General features: G+C 48.7%; 10 protein-coding genes, 2 tRNA genes, 2 rRNA genes and 1 other annotated feature. Of the genes, 8 read left to right on the top strand and 6 right to left on the bottom strand.

What is annotated here, in order from left to right; translation table 11 throughout:
- Window positions 1–39: 39 nt before the first annotated feature.
- Window positions 40–339: a trp operon repressor gene (trpR, locus tag AC6R0L_RS01130; RefSeq protein WP_500627981.1), complete on the top strand. Its 300-nt coding sequence runs from the start codon at window positions 40–42 to the stop codon at window positions 337–339.
- Here the strand turns inward: trpR and yjjX are convergent.
- The 6 genes from yjjX to AC6R0L_RS01100 all read right to left on the bottom strand — a co-directional run bounded on the left by yjjX (window position 336) and on the right by AC6R0L_RS01100 (window position 7,302).
- Complete coding sequence (yjjX, locus tag AC6R0L_RS01125; protein WP_500627980.1) at window positions 336–872, bottom strand: inosine/xanthosine triphosphatase; 537 nt, start codon at window positions 870–872, stop codon at window positions 336–338. The two genes, trpR and yjjX, sit on opposite strands and share 4 nt — an antisense overlap.
- On the bottom strand, window positions 844–3,189 hold the full coding sequence (locus AC6R0L_RS01120) for a putative bifunctional diguanylate cyclase/phosphodiesterase (protein WP_500627979.1): 2,346 nt from the start codon (window positions 3,187–3,189) through the stop codon (window positions 844–846). Before AC6R0L_RS01120 ends, yjjX begins: the two co-directional genes overlap by 29 nt.
- On the bottom strand, window positions 3,173–4,213 hold the full coding sequence (locus AC6R0L_RS01115) for a polyamine ABC transporter substrate-binding protein (protein ID WP_500627978.1): 1,041 nt from the start codon (window positions 4,211–4,213) through the stop codon (window positions 3,173–3,175). Before AC6R0L_RS01115 ends, AC6R0L_RS01120 begins: the two co-directional genes overlap by 17 nt.
- A 138-nt stretch (window positions 4,214–4,351) precedes the next feature.
- The gene (gene pheA / locus AC6R0L_RS01110) at window positions 4,352–5,530 is read right to left on the bottom strand and encodes a prephenate dehydratase (RefSeq protein WP_334554092.1); all 1,179 of its coding nucleotides are present in this window, start codon (window positions 5,528–5,530) and stop codon (window positions 4,352–4,354) included.
- A gap of 13 nt (window positions 5,531–5,543) precedes the next feature.
- Window positions 5,544–5,661, bottom strand: a sequence feature (Phe leader region).
- A gap of 114 nt (window positions 5,662–5,775) precedes the next feature.
- Complete coding sequence (gene hpf, locus AC6R0L_RS01105; RefSeq protein ID WP_487901925.1) at window positions 5,776–6,102, bottom strand: ribosome hibernation-promoting factor, HPF/YfiA family; 327 nt, start codon at window positions 6,100–6,102, stop codon at window positions 5,776–5,778.
- A 471-nt stretch (window positions 6,103–6,573) separates the two neighbouring features.
- Window positions 6,574–7,302, bottom strand: coding sequence for an outer membrane protein assembly factor BamD (locus AC6R0L_RS01100; RefSeq protein ID WP_334554096.1), 729 nt, complete (start codon window positions 7,300–7,302; stop codon window positions 6,574–6,576).
- 129 nt (window positions 7,303–7,431) lie between these two features.
- Between AC6R0L_RS01100 and rluD the strand changes: the two genes are divergently transcribed.
- The 7 genes from rluD to AC6R0L_RS01065 all read left to right on the top strand — a co-directional run.
- Window positions 7,432–8,409 carry a 23S rRNA pseudouridine(1911/1915/1917) synthase RluD gene (rluD, locus tag AC6R0L_RS01095; RefSeq protein WP_500627977.1) on the top strand — a complete coding sequence of 326 codons (978 nt, stop codon included), beginning with the start codon at window positions 7,432–7,434 and terminating at the stop codon, window positions 8,407–8,409.
- Window positions 8,410–8,415: 6 nt separating this feature from the next.
- Entirely contained in the window at window positions 8,416–9,138 is a 723-nt protein-coding gene (pgeF, locus tag AC6R0L_RS01090; protein ID WP_500628020.1) for a peptidoglycan editing factor PgeF, read from the top strand.
- Window positions 9,139–9,251: 113 nt separating this feature from the next.
- Window positions 9,252–11,825 carry an ATP-dependent chaperone ClpB gene (gene clpB / locus AC6R0L_RS01085; protein WP_334554099.1) on the top strand — a complete coding sequence of 858 codons (2,574 nt, stop codon included), beginning with the start codon at window positions 9,252–9,254 and terminating at the stop codon, window positions 11,823–11,825.
- Window positions 11,826–12,367: 542 nt separating this feature from the next.
- Window positions 12,368–13,921, top strand: a 16S ribosomal RNA gene (locus AC6R0L_RS01080).
- Window positions 13,922–13,985: 64 nt separating this feature from the next.
- Window positions 13,986–14,061: transfer RNA gene (locus AC6R0L_RS01075), tRNA-Ala, on the top strand.
- A 2-nt stretch (window positions 14,062–14,063) separates the two neighbouring features.
- Window positions 14,064–14,139 (top strand) — tRNA-Glu (locus AC6R0L_RS01070).
- Window positions 14,140–14,461: 322 nt separating this feature from the next.
- Window positions 14,462–14,852: ribosomal RNA gene (locus AC6R0L_RS01065) — 23S ribosomal RNA — on the top strand; the annotation flags it as partial.

The raw sequence follows: 14,852 nt of genomic DNA, 5'->3' as shown, positions 1-14,852 counted from the left end.
AATATTGACGCTATCAATGGTCGTACTGAAGTAAACGCAATGGAACCAGAGTACAAAGAGTGGCAACAGATCCTAGACCTTGTCGCCAAAAGCAGTGAGTCTCATCAGCATGAGATGCTACTGACGATGCTGCTTACGCCCGATGAAAGGGAAGCGTTGGTCGCGCGGGTCAATATTTTCCGTGAGTTACTGAAGGGGGAATTGTCACAGCGTCAAATCAGTCAGATGCTGGGGGTAGGGGTAGCTACCATCACGCGCGGCTCGAATGAACTCAAATCCAAATCCGCGCAAGATAAAGCCGCGTTGGCGGCTCTGCTCGAGCGCGGTGAGAGCGATTAAGATTCCACCCCACCTACTGGGAAGTGGTCTGGATTCATAAATGGGATGAGCGCCAAAACAAGCGCTTGATGGTACACAGAGCTACGCGTCAACAAATCGTGGGTCAGTAGGCTGATAGCGCCGCCTTTTTGCTTAATGTTTTCAGTGCCAAAGACCTCGTCCATCACATCGCCAAGTTCATTGGCGTCTTTGAGCTTGTCAAGGACCACCGGTGGCAACATTAAGCTCGCTGAACGCGATTCGCCGCGTTGTTGTTGAGACTCAATCACCATCCATGCAAAGGTCACTTGGCCTTCAATACCGGCTTCTAGCCCGACATAGAAATCCGCATCTGCTACTGCCTGCTTGGCGTTGGTCACACGTTGGCGAGCACCTTGGTACGTCTCTTGATTGCTCATCGGTTGGTCAGCGACGCCGCTTGGCACGCTAACGCCAGAGAATTCAAACGATTGGTTTGGAAACGAGGCAAGAAACGCACTTTTTACCGCATTGATCTTCGCCGGGTTAAGCGAAGCGACAATAACCTTCTTCACGGATATCAATAACCTCTTCTGGTGCTAAGTGGATTAGGCTGAGCTGCGCTAAGGTCAAAGGCGGAGACAAGTAATAGCCTTGCATATAGTCACATTCATAACTGGCTAGCCACTCATGATCCTCTTGCGTCTCAATGCCCTCAGCGGTGACTATCATAGATTGTGAGTGGCAAAGGTCAACCAAGGGTTTGATCACTTTACGGTTATCGGTTTTGACTAGCGTGGCTAAGAATTCTTTATCAAGCTTGATCTTTTGCACTGGGTACTCGACCAGTTGAACGATGGAGGTATAGCCAGAGCCAAAGTCATCAATGGCGAGCTTAAAGCCCATAATCGACAACTCATGAAGCAGTAGATAGCTCTGGGAGTCTGAAGCAAAGGTCTCGGTAATTTCAAAATCGATCAAGCTAGGAGTCACGTGATACTTGTCGCTCATTGTCTGAATAAACTGGGCGAGTTGTAACGAGTCGAGTTCTGCTGATGACAGGTTGATAGAGACTTGCACTGGGCCGTCAAAGCTACTCTGAATATCGGCAAAGTCTTTGAAAGCTTCTTCAATCACCCAACGATCAATACTGCCAAATAGGCCGGTTTGTTCAGAGATTGGAATAAACTCACTGGGTTCGACTCGCCCTAACTTTGGCGACTCCCAGCGCAGCAGCGCTTCAACCCCGCGAATTTCACTACCATCGCGATTGTAATAGGGCTGATAGAGCAAAGTGAACTCTTTGTCGTACTCACCACTGCGCAGCGCGCGCTCGATTTTCTCTTTGCGTCGCACCACGTCATCGAGCGCTTTCGAGTATGGCGCCACTTGGTTTTTACCGGCTCGTTTGGCTTGATACATGGCTGTGTCGGCATTGGAGAGTAACTTGGCCAAGTCTTTGCCATCATCGGGGTAGGAGGCGATACCAATACTGGCCGTGATTGGGAAAGAGCCCAAAGGGGAGTGAGTATGGCTTTGAATCGGTTGCAAAATCGCGTTGGCGATGTAGGTCGCGTAATCGCCTCGTCTGCCAGCGGCAATAAATATGGCAAATTCATCACCAGAAAGGCGAGAGGCGAGGGACTTGACGCCAAAATTGCTTTCCAGTTGGTCGCACAGCGTTTTCAGGTGCTGGGCGAAATTGACCAGTAACGTATCGCCGATGTGATGACCGTACTTGTCATTGACGTACTTGAAGTTATCGAGGTCTATGTAAAGAATCCATGCATGAGTGACGGCCAGAGTATTGGAAAGGCTGCGTTCAACGTACATCTGAAATTGGTAGCGGTTGGCCAACTGAGTTAAATGATCGTTTTCTGCCATTGCCTTGGTTTTTTGATAGCTCGAATCGAGCTCACGATACATGTCGTAAAAACGCATCGACAAGCGACCAATTTCGTTGTCACTGCCTAGCCTGTCGATGTTGTGTCGCTTGTGTTGCTCCACCTCTTGCAATTGGTGATCAAGGCGGGTGATGGGACGAATGACATGTCGATAAAGTAAAAACAGTAAGATCAGCACGGTAACCAAAGAGGACGCACCAAACGAGAGCAGTAGCTTATGTTCGATTTTGGCCAATTTTTCGGTCAGTAGATAGTGCGCTGGGTCAAGCACGGCGAACAAGCCATGTTTAAGCTCGACCGACTGGGTTAAACCAGACTTAAAAATGGGCTTGGGGGCATAGAAAATGCTGCTGTCGTTATCAAATTCGATGATGTGTTTGAGCTGATCATATTTGTCGAGTGTCAAAGCCACCACGACAAAAAATACCCGCTCCTTGTTATAACTCAACGGCACATTGAGGGTACTTTGGTCGAGCACATCATAACGAATCAGAATGCTTTGGCCTTGGAAGTTTTTTGCAAACCCTAGATGGCGCGTTTGGCCGCTATTGTGGTAGGTCTGCTCAACATAGTCGCGCACGTTGTCATCGAGCGTTGCGAACGGGTCGGATTGGTTGTCCGAATAGAACTCCACGTTTTGTTCGCTATCGAGAATCGCGACGGCAATCGAATCATCGTCGCTGGTTTGCAGCTGCTTGACGGATAGCTGCAAATTGCTGATCAGATTCATCTCTCGATAGGGATTTTCGGGCTGTGTCAGGTAGTAACGGATGATGTCGCTTTTGGTCAATGAAAGTGAGTAGCTGTTGAGTAATGCAACGGATTGACGAAAGTGACCGGCGAGCTTTTCCATCGTGAGTTGCAGATAACTGTTCTCACGTTTAATTAACGCATCTTTTTGGTTGATGTAGATGCTATAGCTAGATACCGCCGCGCTCATCAGCACCACGGGGGCAACCAGCAGTAAGACTCTAGTGCTGAGCTTCATGACGTTTGAGAATACTATTAATAATTTTTGCCCTTAGGCTTATGTTGGCCGCGGTGAGCTCGCTGTCTATCAGCGCCCCCTCGACCCTGCTTGATTCTGGAAATAATGATGCATCATTTATGTACCATTCTGGCAACAGTTTCAATGCACTTAAGTTGGGCGTTGCAGCTTTAATATCTGTTGCATTTATTGCAGCAACATTGGGATCCATCAGGAAATTCACAAAGGCTTTGGCGGCGTCTTTGTTGGTGCTGCTTTTCGGAATCGCCAGACAGTCGACCCAAATGAACAACTGTCCTTCAGGAATCACAAAGCCCCATTTCCCTTCACCGTAGAAGCGATTAAGAGAATATTGATCTCCGCTGTAGGCCAGCGCCATGTCCAGTGCGTTGGCATCGGCTTGGCTACGGATATAGCTGAGGATGTACTCAAAGGTCAGCACTCGGTCACTAAATTCAATTAACTGTGGGTATGCCTTTTGTAATATGTCCGGGTTATCTTCGATCGGAGAGAGACCAAGCGCATAAAACAGCGGAAGAAAGCTTTCGATGCTGTCGTTGATCATGCCGATCTTACCTTCGTGCTCTTGGGGCGGGTAGACGAAGTCATGCCATGTTGCGGGAGGATGGTCCACCGCCGAGTGCCGAAATGCAATGCCCACTGTCCCCCAAAAGTAAGGAACGGCATGGGGGCCGCAGACTTGATTCCACTTAGCCGCATTATGTTGACGGTTGGAGAGGTCAGTTAAGTCCTCAAACATGTTGAGGCGACCATAGATTTGCGCAGAGACGTTATCAAGTACGACAACATCAAACGGCAACTGGTCAGTGCGGAGCATTAATAAACTGCGTTTGTCGTCGTTGTCAAAATGGTCAAGGCGCAGCGGGGTAGAGCTTTGTTGCTGCCATTGGTCAATCACGTTCGGGGACAAGGTGTCCTCCCACATGTAGAGATTGAGTGGATTGGCGTACGTAATGGCGCTACAAAAGAGCGGAGCAATGAATGAAAAAAGAGCGAGCCTCATAACTGACTTTATTGAGTTGATGAATGAAAGTCAGCACGTGCTGACACCTTGCTATGCAACTTAATGTACTCATAGTATGAGCATTTGCACTAGGTGTCAGCTTTAATCGTCAATTTATTGATTAGGCTGTGAGCAAAGTTACAGCAATTTCACTTGTGTAGGTTTGACATTTTCACTCGGATAGCATCCCAACACTTTAAGATGTTTGGTAATCCGAGTGAGTTCGTTCAGGGCTTGCTGCATTTCTTGAGAGTCCAGATGCGCCTCGAGATCGACGTAGAACATCTCCTCCCAAGGGTTGCCCATGATAGGTCTTGATTCCAATTTGTTCATGTTGATGCCGTAGCGTTGCAGCACTAGTAGGGTTTCCACCAGGGAACCCGCTTGCTGAGAGGTGGACATGATCAAAGTGGTTTTTGCCGGAATTTGCGCCGACACTTCGACAGGCTTACGCGCAACGACGATAAAGCGAGTGTGGTTCTCGGTTTGATTGGCAATGTTGCCTTGAATTGCTTGAAGGCCATACAACTTACCGCTCGAAGCATTCCCTATGGCAGCGACGTCGCGTCGGTTCATTTCTTGAACTTTTTGCATCGCATCGGCCGTGCTCGCGCAAGACTCTAGCTTAACGCCTTTCAGACGGCTCAAAAACTCGCTGCATTGCTGGTGGGGCTGTGGGTGAGAGTACAAGGTTTTGATCTCTTCTAAGCGGATGTCCTGCGTGGCTACCAAGCAGTGCTCAATCGGTAGTGTCAGCTCACCGACAATATAGAGAGTGGTGTGCTGCAGTAAGTCATACACCTCATTGATAGAGCCTGAACTGGTGTTTTCAATCGGAAGTACGCCATAGTCTGCATGACCGGACTCCACTGTGTTCGCCACTTCTTTAAAGTGATCGCAGTTTAATTCAATTAACTCAGTGTTTTTACGGCTGAAGTATTCTCGGCTCGCGAGGTGAGAGTAGGAGCCCTTGGCACCAAGAAAAGCAACCCGAGCTAACGGTTTGCGGCTCAGTTCTGGGTTAGCGAGGTTTTGTAGATACGATTGCTGGAGGAGTACAGAGTCTTCAATGATGGTGTGAAACAGTTTGGTGATGTATTGCGCATCGAGCTGATACTTCTCTTTGCCATTATTGATGAGCTTAACCAGCAACTGCTGCTCGCGTACGGCGTCACGTACTGGTTTGGATGTTTGAACTTTACTCTTCGCAACCTCAATGCTCATCTCACGGCGTTCAGAAAGGAGTTTAAGCAGTTGGTCGTCGAGTTCGTTTAAGCGTAAACGAATGTCATCAAGTGAGTATTTTTGTTCAGTCATCCTAGTATTCCTTATAAAAAAAGCCTCCCGATGGGAGGCTTTCTGTTCGTTTTTGACTTGTTTTTAAAAACGAGCGAGCCTCCAGTCTAGTGGAGAAAAAACAAGTCAAAAAAGAACAGTGGTGAACGGTGCATAAAAGTCGAGTCCAAATGAATGTTCAACCACAATAAGCAACGGAGTATGGAGCGTCAAGCAAAAAAATAGCGCCCGCCGGGCGCTATTCTCAAATCTTCTCAGTCTGCTGATTACTCTTCAACTTCTTCCAGTTGTGGCTTGTCCGTACGACGTGCCTCAGGTTTGTGGCGGAGTTTATTAAGCTGACGTTCTAATTTCTGTTCTACCTCGTTAACGGCAGCGTACAAATCTTCATGGGTGGCAGAAGCGATAAGTTGGCCTTTAGGAACCGTGATGATAGCCTCGAATTTTTTCTGTTTATTCGGTTCTTCACTAAAGGTGGCTTGGCAACCGATAATGTCTACTTGCCATTTTTCTAGCTTCTGGAACTTGCTCTCAATGTGATTGCGGATTGCAGAGGTGATGTCGATGTTTTTACCAGTGATGTTTACTTTCATAGATGCTTTCCTCTGTGTCATCCCTCATGGGTTAACTCCAGATTACTCACCGCAGGTATAAATAAAGTGATCTAGATCACTATTGTGTAGGCTGTTTTTTGGATTAAATTCAAACGTGATCTAACTCAAAGAGTCGATTCATCACCGCTCAAAAAAGCTTGTTTAACCATAAAAACTCATTAGATTGGAAGAGGTAACACGCTAAAAATCATCCGCTTTTTAGGGACGGTTTACGGTCAAAATAAATCATTGGTTGCATTTTAATCGCATCAAGAGTGTGACACCGCGCTCCCTTTCTCTTCCTTTCTCGATTTTCCTAATACATCTCTGACGACAGCCAGAGTACCCATCATCGTATTTTCTTCTCATTCACTTTGCTTGTCCTCACTATGTAATTTGAAGAAAAAACTGTAATTTGAAGAAACAAAAACGCCGCAAGTTGCGCGGCGAGTAGAGAAAAGAACGGATAGCTTAAGAATCCGGATTGAGCTCGATTAGCGCCTCAGTTCGCTTCACGGCATCCTCTAATCCGAGTTGTTGATAGGCTTCAAGCTGAATCTGCAATGATTTGCGAGCGGCTTCAGTATCAGGATAAGTACGCTGCAACTCTTGGGTACGGTTGATGGCGGCAATCCATGCCTCGCGGCGAAGGTAGAAATCCGCGGTCGCTAAATCGTAGTTGGCGAGGCGATTTTTGAGCGCGTACATGCGTTTTTGAGAGTCCGCTGCGTATGGGCTATTTGGGTAACGCTCAAGAAGACGCTTAAAGTCTGCGAATGCTTTTTTCACCGGCTCAGGATCTCGGTCACTACGATCGATATTGAGCAGATCATGCATAAAGTTGCGATCTTGCGCCATGTGAGAGAGTCCGCGCATGTAGAGGACCCAGTCCAATTTCTCATGGGTTGGGTTCAAACGCGTAAAGCGCTCTATGGTCGCCAAACCGAGCGCCAAGTCATCGTTTTTGTAGTAAGCGTAAATAAGGTCTAGCTGAACCTGCTCTGAGTAAGCACCGAATGGATAACGTGAATCTAGAGCTTCAAGTTGCTCAATAGCGGTGAGCCAGTTGCCGCTTTGCAAAGAAAGTTGCGCTTCAGAATACAGTTCTGATGGTGGCACATCAGGAACGATCTCCTCGCTGCTCGAGCAGCCAACCAATATGGATAATGCCAATAAGCCAGATAATGTATGCTGTTTCATGTCAGGATTCGATTCCTTGAATTAAATATTTAGTACGCCGCCGTTACTTTCTAAGCGGTAACGGATACAATGGCGCTTATTTTTTCATAGTAGAGACTATTAGTCTCACAGTTTTTAAAAAAGTTCGATATGGCTCAGCAGATTGAATTAACCAATACAGTAAAAGATAGCCAGCTAGGTCAACGCCTCGATCAGGCGATTGCCGAATTGTTTGCCGATTTTTCGCGCTCACGTCTAAAAGAGTGGTTACTCGAAGGCAAAGTGAGTGTGGACGGCCAAGTGGTCACCAAACCGCGCACCAAAGTGATGGGCGGTGAAGAGATCACCTTACAAGCGGAACTCGAAGACGAAGAACGTTGGGAAGCGCAAGATATTCCTCTGGATATCGTTTATGAAGATGACGATATTATCGTGATCAACAAACCGCGTGACTTTGTGGTTCACCCAGGTGCTGGTACGCCAGATGGCACTGTGCTCAACGCGTTACTGCATCACTACCCAGCGATTGCGGAAGTGCCTCGTGCCGGGATCGTTCACCGCTTGGACAAAGACACCACGGGCCTTATGGTGGTGGCGAAAACGGTCCCAGCGCAAACGCGGCTGGTTCGTGCTCTGCAAAAGCGCAATATTACTCGTGAGTATGAAGCGATCGCGATTGGTCGTATGACCGCGGGCGGTAAGGTCGAGCAGCCGATTGGCCGACACTCAACCAAACGCACACTGATGGCCGTGAGCCCAATGGGTAAACCTGCGGTGACGCATTACCGCGTGGCCGAGCATTTCCGCGAACACACGCGTATTCGCTTGCGTTTGGAGACCGGACGTACACACCAAATTCGTGTTCATATGTCGTACTTGCAGCACCCGCTATTGGGTGACACCGCGTATGGTGGCCGCGCTCGCATTCCTTCTGGCGCAACCCAAGAGCTGACGGAGAAAATCCGCGGTTTTGATCGTCAAGCTTTGCATGCGGTCATGTTGCGTTTTGCGCATCCGATCACTGGCGAGGAGCTCGAGTTTCATGCGCCTGTGCCTGATGACATGGTTGAGATGACCCTTGCGCTGCGACTGGATGCTCAAACCCATGGTGTGGAAGAAGAGATTTAAATGTCTATGATCATCCCCAACTGGCCAGCGCCATCGAACGTAAAAGCGTTTGCCTCAACTCGAGAGGGGGGCGTTTCTATGCCTCCTTATCAAGGGTTGAATGTGGGGATGCATGTCGGAGACGATCCTGAGTTGGTAGCGCAAAACCGCCAATGGTTGATGGCGCATTCAGGCATGCCTTCGGCGCCGGTTTGGCTCAACCAGACCCACTCTACCCATGTTGTGATGCTCGACTCGGCGACCGATACGGTTTTGGATGCCGATGGGGCGTTGACTCGACAAACCGGCATAGTATGTAGCGCGATGACCGCCGATTGTTTGCCGGTGCTGCTGACCAATCGTGAGGGCACAGAGGTTGCCGCGGTGCATGCAGGGTGGCGAGGCTTACTTGACGGGATTGTTGAGAATGCGGTGCGCTTGATGAGTGGCGAATTGATGGCCTGGATTGGTCCTGCGATCAGCGTTGAGGCGTTTGAAGTGGGTCAAGAGGTCCGTGATCAATTTGTCGCTCATGATTCACAAGCCCAAACGGCGTTTTTACCTGGCCGCCAACCTGGCAAGTACATGGCGGATATGAATCGCCTTGTTGAGCAGCGCCTTCAATCGGTCGGTGTGACGGCCATCTATCAAAGCGGGCTGTGTACCTATCGTGATGCTGACCGTTTTTACTCCTACCGACGCGATGGCGTGACAGGTCGACAAGCCAGTTTTATTTGGCTTGAATCATAATCCCACCTGTTTATTAGGGAAACTCCCCCCTGCTACCTTGAAATTGCCCTTGCGCGTATCCATCTTTCTTTATGATGAAATTCGTTCACCTCATTTGAGTTAGGAAGGTAGGTATGCGTCTTGACAGATTTACGAGCAAATTCCAAATCGCGATATCTGACGCCCAATCGTTGGCGCTCGGCCGCGACCATCAATACATAGAACCCGTTCACCTAATGGTAGCGCTGATGGATCAGGACGGTAGCCCGATTCGTCCTTTGCTCACCATGCTCAACGTGGACGTGATGCATCTACGCTCAAAATTGAGTGAAATTCTTGACCGCTTGCCCAAAGTCAGTGGCATTGGCGGTGATGTGCAATTGTCGAGCGCAATGGGCACGCTGTTTAACCTGTGTGACAAAGTGGCGCAAAAGCGCAAAGATGCGTACATCTCATCAGAAATTTTCTTGCTGGCGGCGATCGAAGACCGCGGCCCACTTGGCAGCTTGCTTAAAGAGCAAGGTCTTACTCAAGATAAAATCGCTGCGGCGATAGATAAGATTCGCGGTGGACAAACCGTCAACGACCCCAATGCCGAAGAGTTGCGCCAAGCGTTAGAGAAATTCACGATTGATCTCACCGAGCGTGCCGAGCAAGGCAAGCTTGACCCGGTGATAGGCCGTGATGATGAGATACGTCGCACCATTCAAGTCTTGCAGCGCCGCACAAAAAACAACCCTGTGATCATTGGTGAACCTGGCGTGGGTAAAACCGCCATCGTCGAAGGGTTGGCACAACGTATCATCAATAACGAAGTGCCAGAGGGATTGCGCGGGCGCCGAGTACTCTCCTTGGATATGGGCGCACTGGTTGCAGGGGCCAAATATCGTGGTGAGTTCGAAGAGCGTTTGAAATCCGTCCTTAATGAATTGTCTAAAGAAGAGGGGAACATCATCCTCTTTATTGATGAGATTCATACCATGGTGGGTGCGGGTAAAGGCGAAGGTTCAATGGATGCCGGTAACATGCTTAAACCCGCGTTGGCTCGAGGCGAGTTGCATTGTGTCGGGGCAACCACCTTAGATGAGTACCGCCAGTACATCGAAAAAGACCCTGCGCTTGAACGACGCTTTCAAAAAGTGCTGGTGGATGAGCCGTCAGTGGAAGATACCGTGGCTATCTTACGCGGTCTCAAAGAGCGCTATGAGTTGCATCACCATGTGGAAATTACTGACCCTGCTATTGTCGCGGCGGCGAGCCTCTCTCATCGATACGTATCGGATCGCCAATTGCCTGACAAAGCGATCGACTTAATTGATGAAGCCGCATCCAGTATTCGTATGCAGATTGACTCCAAACCCGAGTCGCTCGATAAGTTGGAGCGTAAAATCATTCAACTTAAAATTGAGCAACAAGCGCTGACCAACGAACACGATGAAGCCAGTGAGAAGCGATTGCAGATCCTCAATGAAGAGTTGAGTGAAAAAGAGCGAGAGTTTGCTGAGCTGGAAGAGGTGTGGAACGCAGAAAAGGCGGCCTTATCGGGTACTCAACACATTAAAGGGGAACTCGAGCAAGCGAGAATGGATATGGAGTTTGCACGCCGCGCGGGTGATTTAAACCGCATGTCTGAGTTGCAATATGGCCGAATCCCAGAGTTAGAGAAGCAGCTTGATTTGGCAACCCAAGCCGAAATGCAGGAGATGACTCTGCTACGCAATAAGGTCACCGACAATGAAATTGCCGAAGTGTTGTCAAAACAGACGGGCATTCCTGTGTCGAAGATGCTTGAAGCAGAGAAAGAAAAACTGCTGCGAATGGAAGATGTCTTGCATAAGCGTGTGATTGGCCAGACTGAAGCTGTTGAAGTGGTCTCGAATGCGATTCGCCGCAGTCGTGCGGGCTTATCCGATCCAAACAAACCGATTGGTTCGTTTCTATTCTTAGGGCCAACCGGTGTCGGTAAAACCGAGCTGTGCAAAACCCTAGCGAACTTTATGTTCGACAGTGAAGACGCCATGGTTCGTATCGATATGTCCGAGTTTATGGAGAAACACTCTGTGGCTCGTCTTGTCGGCGCGCCTCCGGGTTATGTGGGCTATGAAGAGGGTGGCTACCTAACAGAAGCCGTGCGTCGTAAGCCTTATTCGGTCATCTTATTGGATGAAGTGGAGAAGGCTCACCCTGATGTGTTTAACATCCTGCTTCAAGTATTAGATGATGGACGATTAACGGATGGACAAGGTCGTACGGTCGATTTTCGTAATACCGTTGTCATCATGACATCTAACCTTGGCTCTGCTCGCATCCAAGAAAGCTTTGGTCAGGTCGATTATGAGGGCATGAAGCAGCAAGTGATGGAGGTGGTCAGCAAACATTTCCGCCCAGAGTTTTTAAACCGTGTGGACGAAAGTGTGGTGTTCCACCCATTAGGAGCAGACCATATCAAGTCGATTGCTTCAATTCAGTTGGCGAGACTGTCTGCTCGCATGGAAGAAAAAGGCTTTGTGCTTGAGGTGTCTGACAAAGCGCTCGATCTCATTGCTCAAGTTGGGTTTGACCCTGTCTATGGTGCAAGACCACTGAAACGGGCGATACAACAGAGCGTTGAAAACCCGCTAGCGAAATCTATCCTCGCGGGTGAGGTGATACCAGATAAACCCGTGAAGCTGGTGGTGAGTCACGATCAAATTATTGCTCACCAATAATTATCCTCTAACAGAAGGGCCGAAAACGGCCCTTTTTGCTGCTATTTAAATCGCATCGGTCAAAGCTTGAGCGAACGACGCAAATATTCTGAATTTTTGCTAAATGCCTCTTGCCTCGATGCGATTCCTGCCTATAATGCGCCTCCGTTGGCACGGAAAAGCACACGATGCAATCGAGCCAATAGGTCGAAGAAACGCAATGAAAATTAGTTTCTGAAATTAAGCGAAAAGTGTTTGACACTAAAAGTTAAATCGCTAAAATGACCGTCCGTTTCGAGTGAGCCTAACGGCAAGTGAGAAACACCTAGCTCTTTAACAATATAAACCTATCAATCTGTGTGGGCACTCGTTGATGATAATCCACTTTTGGTTTTCACTTTTTATAAAAAGTAAAATCAAAAACTGATTCTTAGGAATCACTGGCTATCAATGAACTGAGTGACCATTGAATCTTCGGATTCAGCACAGTCAATTCAAGTTTTCTAGGAACTAGCTTCTAGTCACTAGGAACTTATCAGTATTCATTGAGCCAACAAAATCTTAAATTGAAGAGTTTGATCATGGCTCAGATTGAACGCTGGCGGCAGGCCTAACACATGCAAGTCGAGCGGAAACGACTTAACTGAACCTTCGGGGAACGTTAAGGGCGTCGAGCGGCGGACGGGTGAGTAATGCCTGGGAAATTGCCCTGATGTGGGGGATAACCATTGGAAACGATGGCTAATACCGCATAATGCTTTCGAGCCAAAGAGGGGGACCTTCGGGCCTCTCGCGTCAGGATATGCCCAGGTGGGATTAGCTAGTTGGTGAGGTAAGGGCTCACCAAGGCAACGATCCCTAGCTGGTCTGAGAGGATGATCAGCCACACTGGAACTGAGACACGGTCCAGACTCCTACGGGAGGCAGCAGTGGGGAATATTGCACAATGGGCGCAAGCCTGATGCAGCCATGCCGCGTGTATGAAGAAGGCCTTCGGGTTGTAAAGTACTTTCAGCAGTGAGGAAGGCAGGTACGTTAATAGCGTGCTTGTTTGACGTTAGCTGCAGAAGAAGCACCGGCTAACTCCGTGCCAGCAGCCGCGGTAATACGGAGGGTGCGAGCGTTAATCGGAATTACTGGGCGTAAAGCGCATGCAGGTGGTTTGTTAAGTCAGATGTGAAAGCCCGGGGCTCAACCTCGGAATTGCATTTGAAACTGGCAGACTAGAGTACTGTAGAGGGGGGTAGAATTTCAGGTGTAGCGGTGAAATGCGTAGAGATCTGAAGGAATACCGGTGGCGAAGGCGGCCCCCTGGACAGATACTGACACTCAGATGCGAAAGCGTGGGGAGCAAACAGGATTAGATACCCTGGTAGTCCACGCCGTAAACGATGTCTACTTGGAGGTTGTGGCCTTGAGCCGTGGCTTTCGGAGCTAACGCGTTAAGTAGACCGCCTGGGGAGTACGGTCGCAAGATTAAAACTCAAATGAATTGACGGGGGCCCGCACAAGCGGTGGAGCATGTGGTTTAATTCGATGCAACGCGAAGAACCTTACCTACTCTTGACATCTACAGAACTTAGCAGAGATGCTTTGGTGCCTTCGGGAACTGTAAGACAGGTGCTGCATGGCTGTCGTCAGCTCGTGTTGTGAAATGTTGGGTTAAGTCCCGCAACGAGCGCAACCCTTATCCTTGTTTGCCAGCACTTCGGGTGGGAACTCCAGGGAGACTGCCGGTGATAAACCGGAGGAAGGTGGGGACGACGTCAAGTCATCATGGCCCTTACGAGTAGGGCTACACACGTGCTACAATGGCGCATACAGAGGGCGGCGAACTTGCGAGAGTAAGCGAATCCCAAAAAGTGCGTCGTAGTCCGGATTGGAGTCTGCAACTCGACTCCATGAAGTCGGAATCGCTAGTAATCGTGGATCAGAATGCCACGGTGAATACGTTCCCGGGCCTTGTACACACCGCCCGTCACACCATGGGAGTGGGCTGCAAAAGAAGTGGGTAGTTTAACCTTTCGGGGAGGACGCTCACCACTTTGTGGTTCATGACTGGGGTGAAGTCGTAACAAGGTAGCGCTAGGGGAACCTGGCGCTGGATCACCTCCTTATACGATGATTGTCGTTATGAGTGTCCACACAGATTGATATGGTTTAGTAAAACGAGCACACAGTGGGGCTATAGCTCAGCTGGGAGAGCGCTTGCCTGGCAGGCAAGAGGTCACCGGTTCGATCCCGGTTAGCTCCACCACTGTCCCGTTCGTCTAGAGGCCTAGGACACCGCCCTTTCACGGCGGTAACAGGGGTTCGACTCCCCTACGGGATACCATCTTTAAGCGCACTTCTTTTAATAAGAAAGACGACAGTGCTTTTAAAAATGGTTTCGAAAGCTTTATTGCTTGAAAAACTAGCTCTTTAACAATTTGGAAAGCTGACAAAACAACAATTTATTGTTGTTTGTAAAGTTCTCAAAGTATCCATATACATGAATACACAAAAACACATTCAAGTGTTCTTGGCTTTTTGTTTTCACTTTTTATAAAAAAGTAAAATAAAAAGATATTTGAGTCCGGCAAAATCGAGTCTGCATCATGTTTAAATAATTGCAGACAACTTTGGTTGTTTGACCGTAAGACCCTTTGGGGTTGTATGGTTAAGTGACTAAGCGTACACGGTGGATGCCTTGGCAGTCAGAGGCGATGAAGGACGTATTAACTTGCGATAAGCCCAGATTAGGTAGTAAAAACCACTTGAGTCTGGGATTTCCGAATGGGGAAACCCACCTGCATAAGCAGGTATCGTTATGTGAATACATAGCATAACGAGGCGAACCGGGGGAACTGAAACATCTAAGTACCCCGAGGAAAAGAAATCAACCGAGATTCCGAAAGTAGCGGCGAGCGAAATTGGACTAGCCCTTAAGCTTTATATGCGTTAGACGAACGGTCTGGAAAGTCCGGCAATAAAGGGTGATAGCCCCGTAGTTGACAACGCACATTCAGTGAAATCGAGTAGGGCGGGACACGTGATATCCTGTCTGAA

It is taken from the genome of Vibrio sp. R15-SG3-ISO1A (assembly GCF_059833955.1).
This window is presented reverse-complemented; position numbering and strand designations above follow the sequence as displayed.

Coding starts and splice junctions, on each gene's coding strand:
- AC6R0L_RS01100 (WP_334554096.1), bottom strand. CDS start 7,302: ATGAAACAGCATACATTATCTGGCTTATTGGCATTATCCATATTGGTT.
- hpf (WP_487901925.1), bottom strand. CDS start 6,102: ATGAAAGTAAACATCACTGGTAAAAACATCGACATCACCTCTGCAATC.
- AC6R0L_RS01115 (WP_500627978.1), bottom strand. CDS start 4,213: ATGAGGCTCGCTCTTTTTTCATTCATTGCTCCGCTCTTTTGTAGCGCC.
- pheA (WP_334554092.1), bottom strand. CDS start 5,530: ATGACTGAACAAAAATACTCACTTGATGACATTCGTTTACGCTTAAAC.
- trpR (WP_500627981.1), top strand. CDS start 40: ATGGAACCAGAGTACAAAGAGTGGCAACAGATCCTAGACCTTGTCGCC.
- pgeF (WP_500628020.1), top strand. CDS start 8,416: ATGATCATCCCCAACTGGCCAGCGCCATCGAACGTAAAAGCGTTTGCC.
- AC6R0L_RS01120 (WP_500627979.1), bottom strand. CDS start 3,189: ATGAAGCTCAGCACTAGAGTCTTACTGCTGGTTGCCCCCGTGGTGCTG.
- rluD (WP_500627977.1), top strand. CDS start 7,432: ATGGCTCAGCAGATTGAATTAACCAATACAGTAAAAGATAGCCAGCTA.
- clpB (WP_334554099.1), top strand. CDS start 9,252: ATGCGTCTTGACAGATTTACGAGCAAATTCCAAATCGCGATATCTGAC.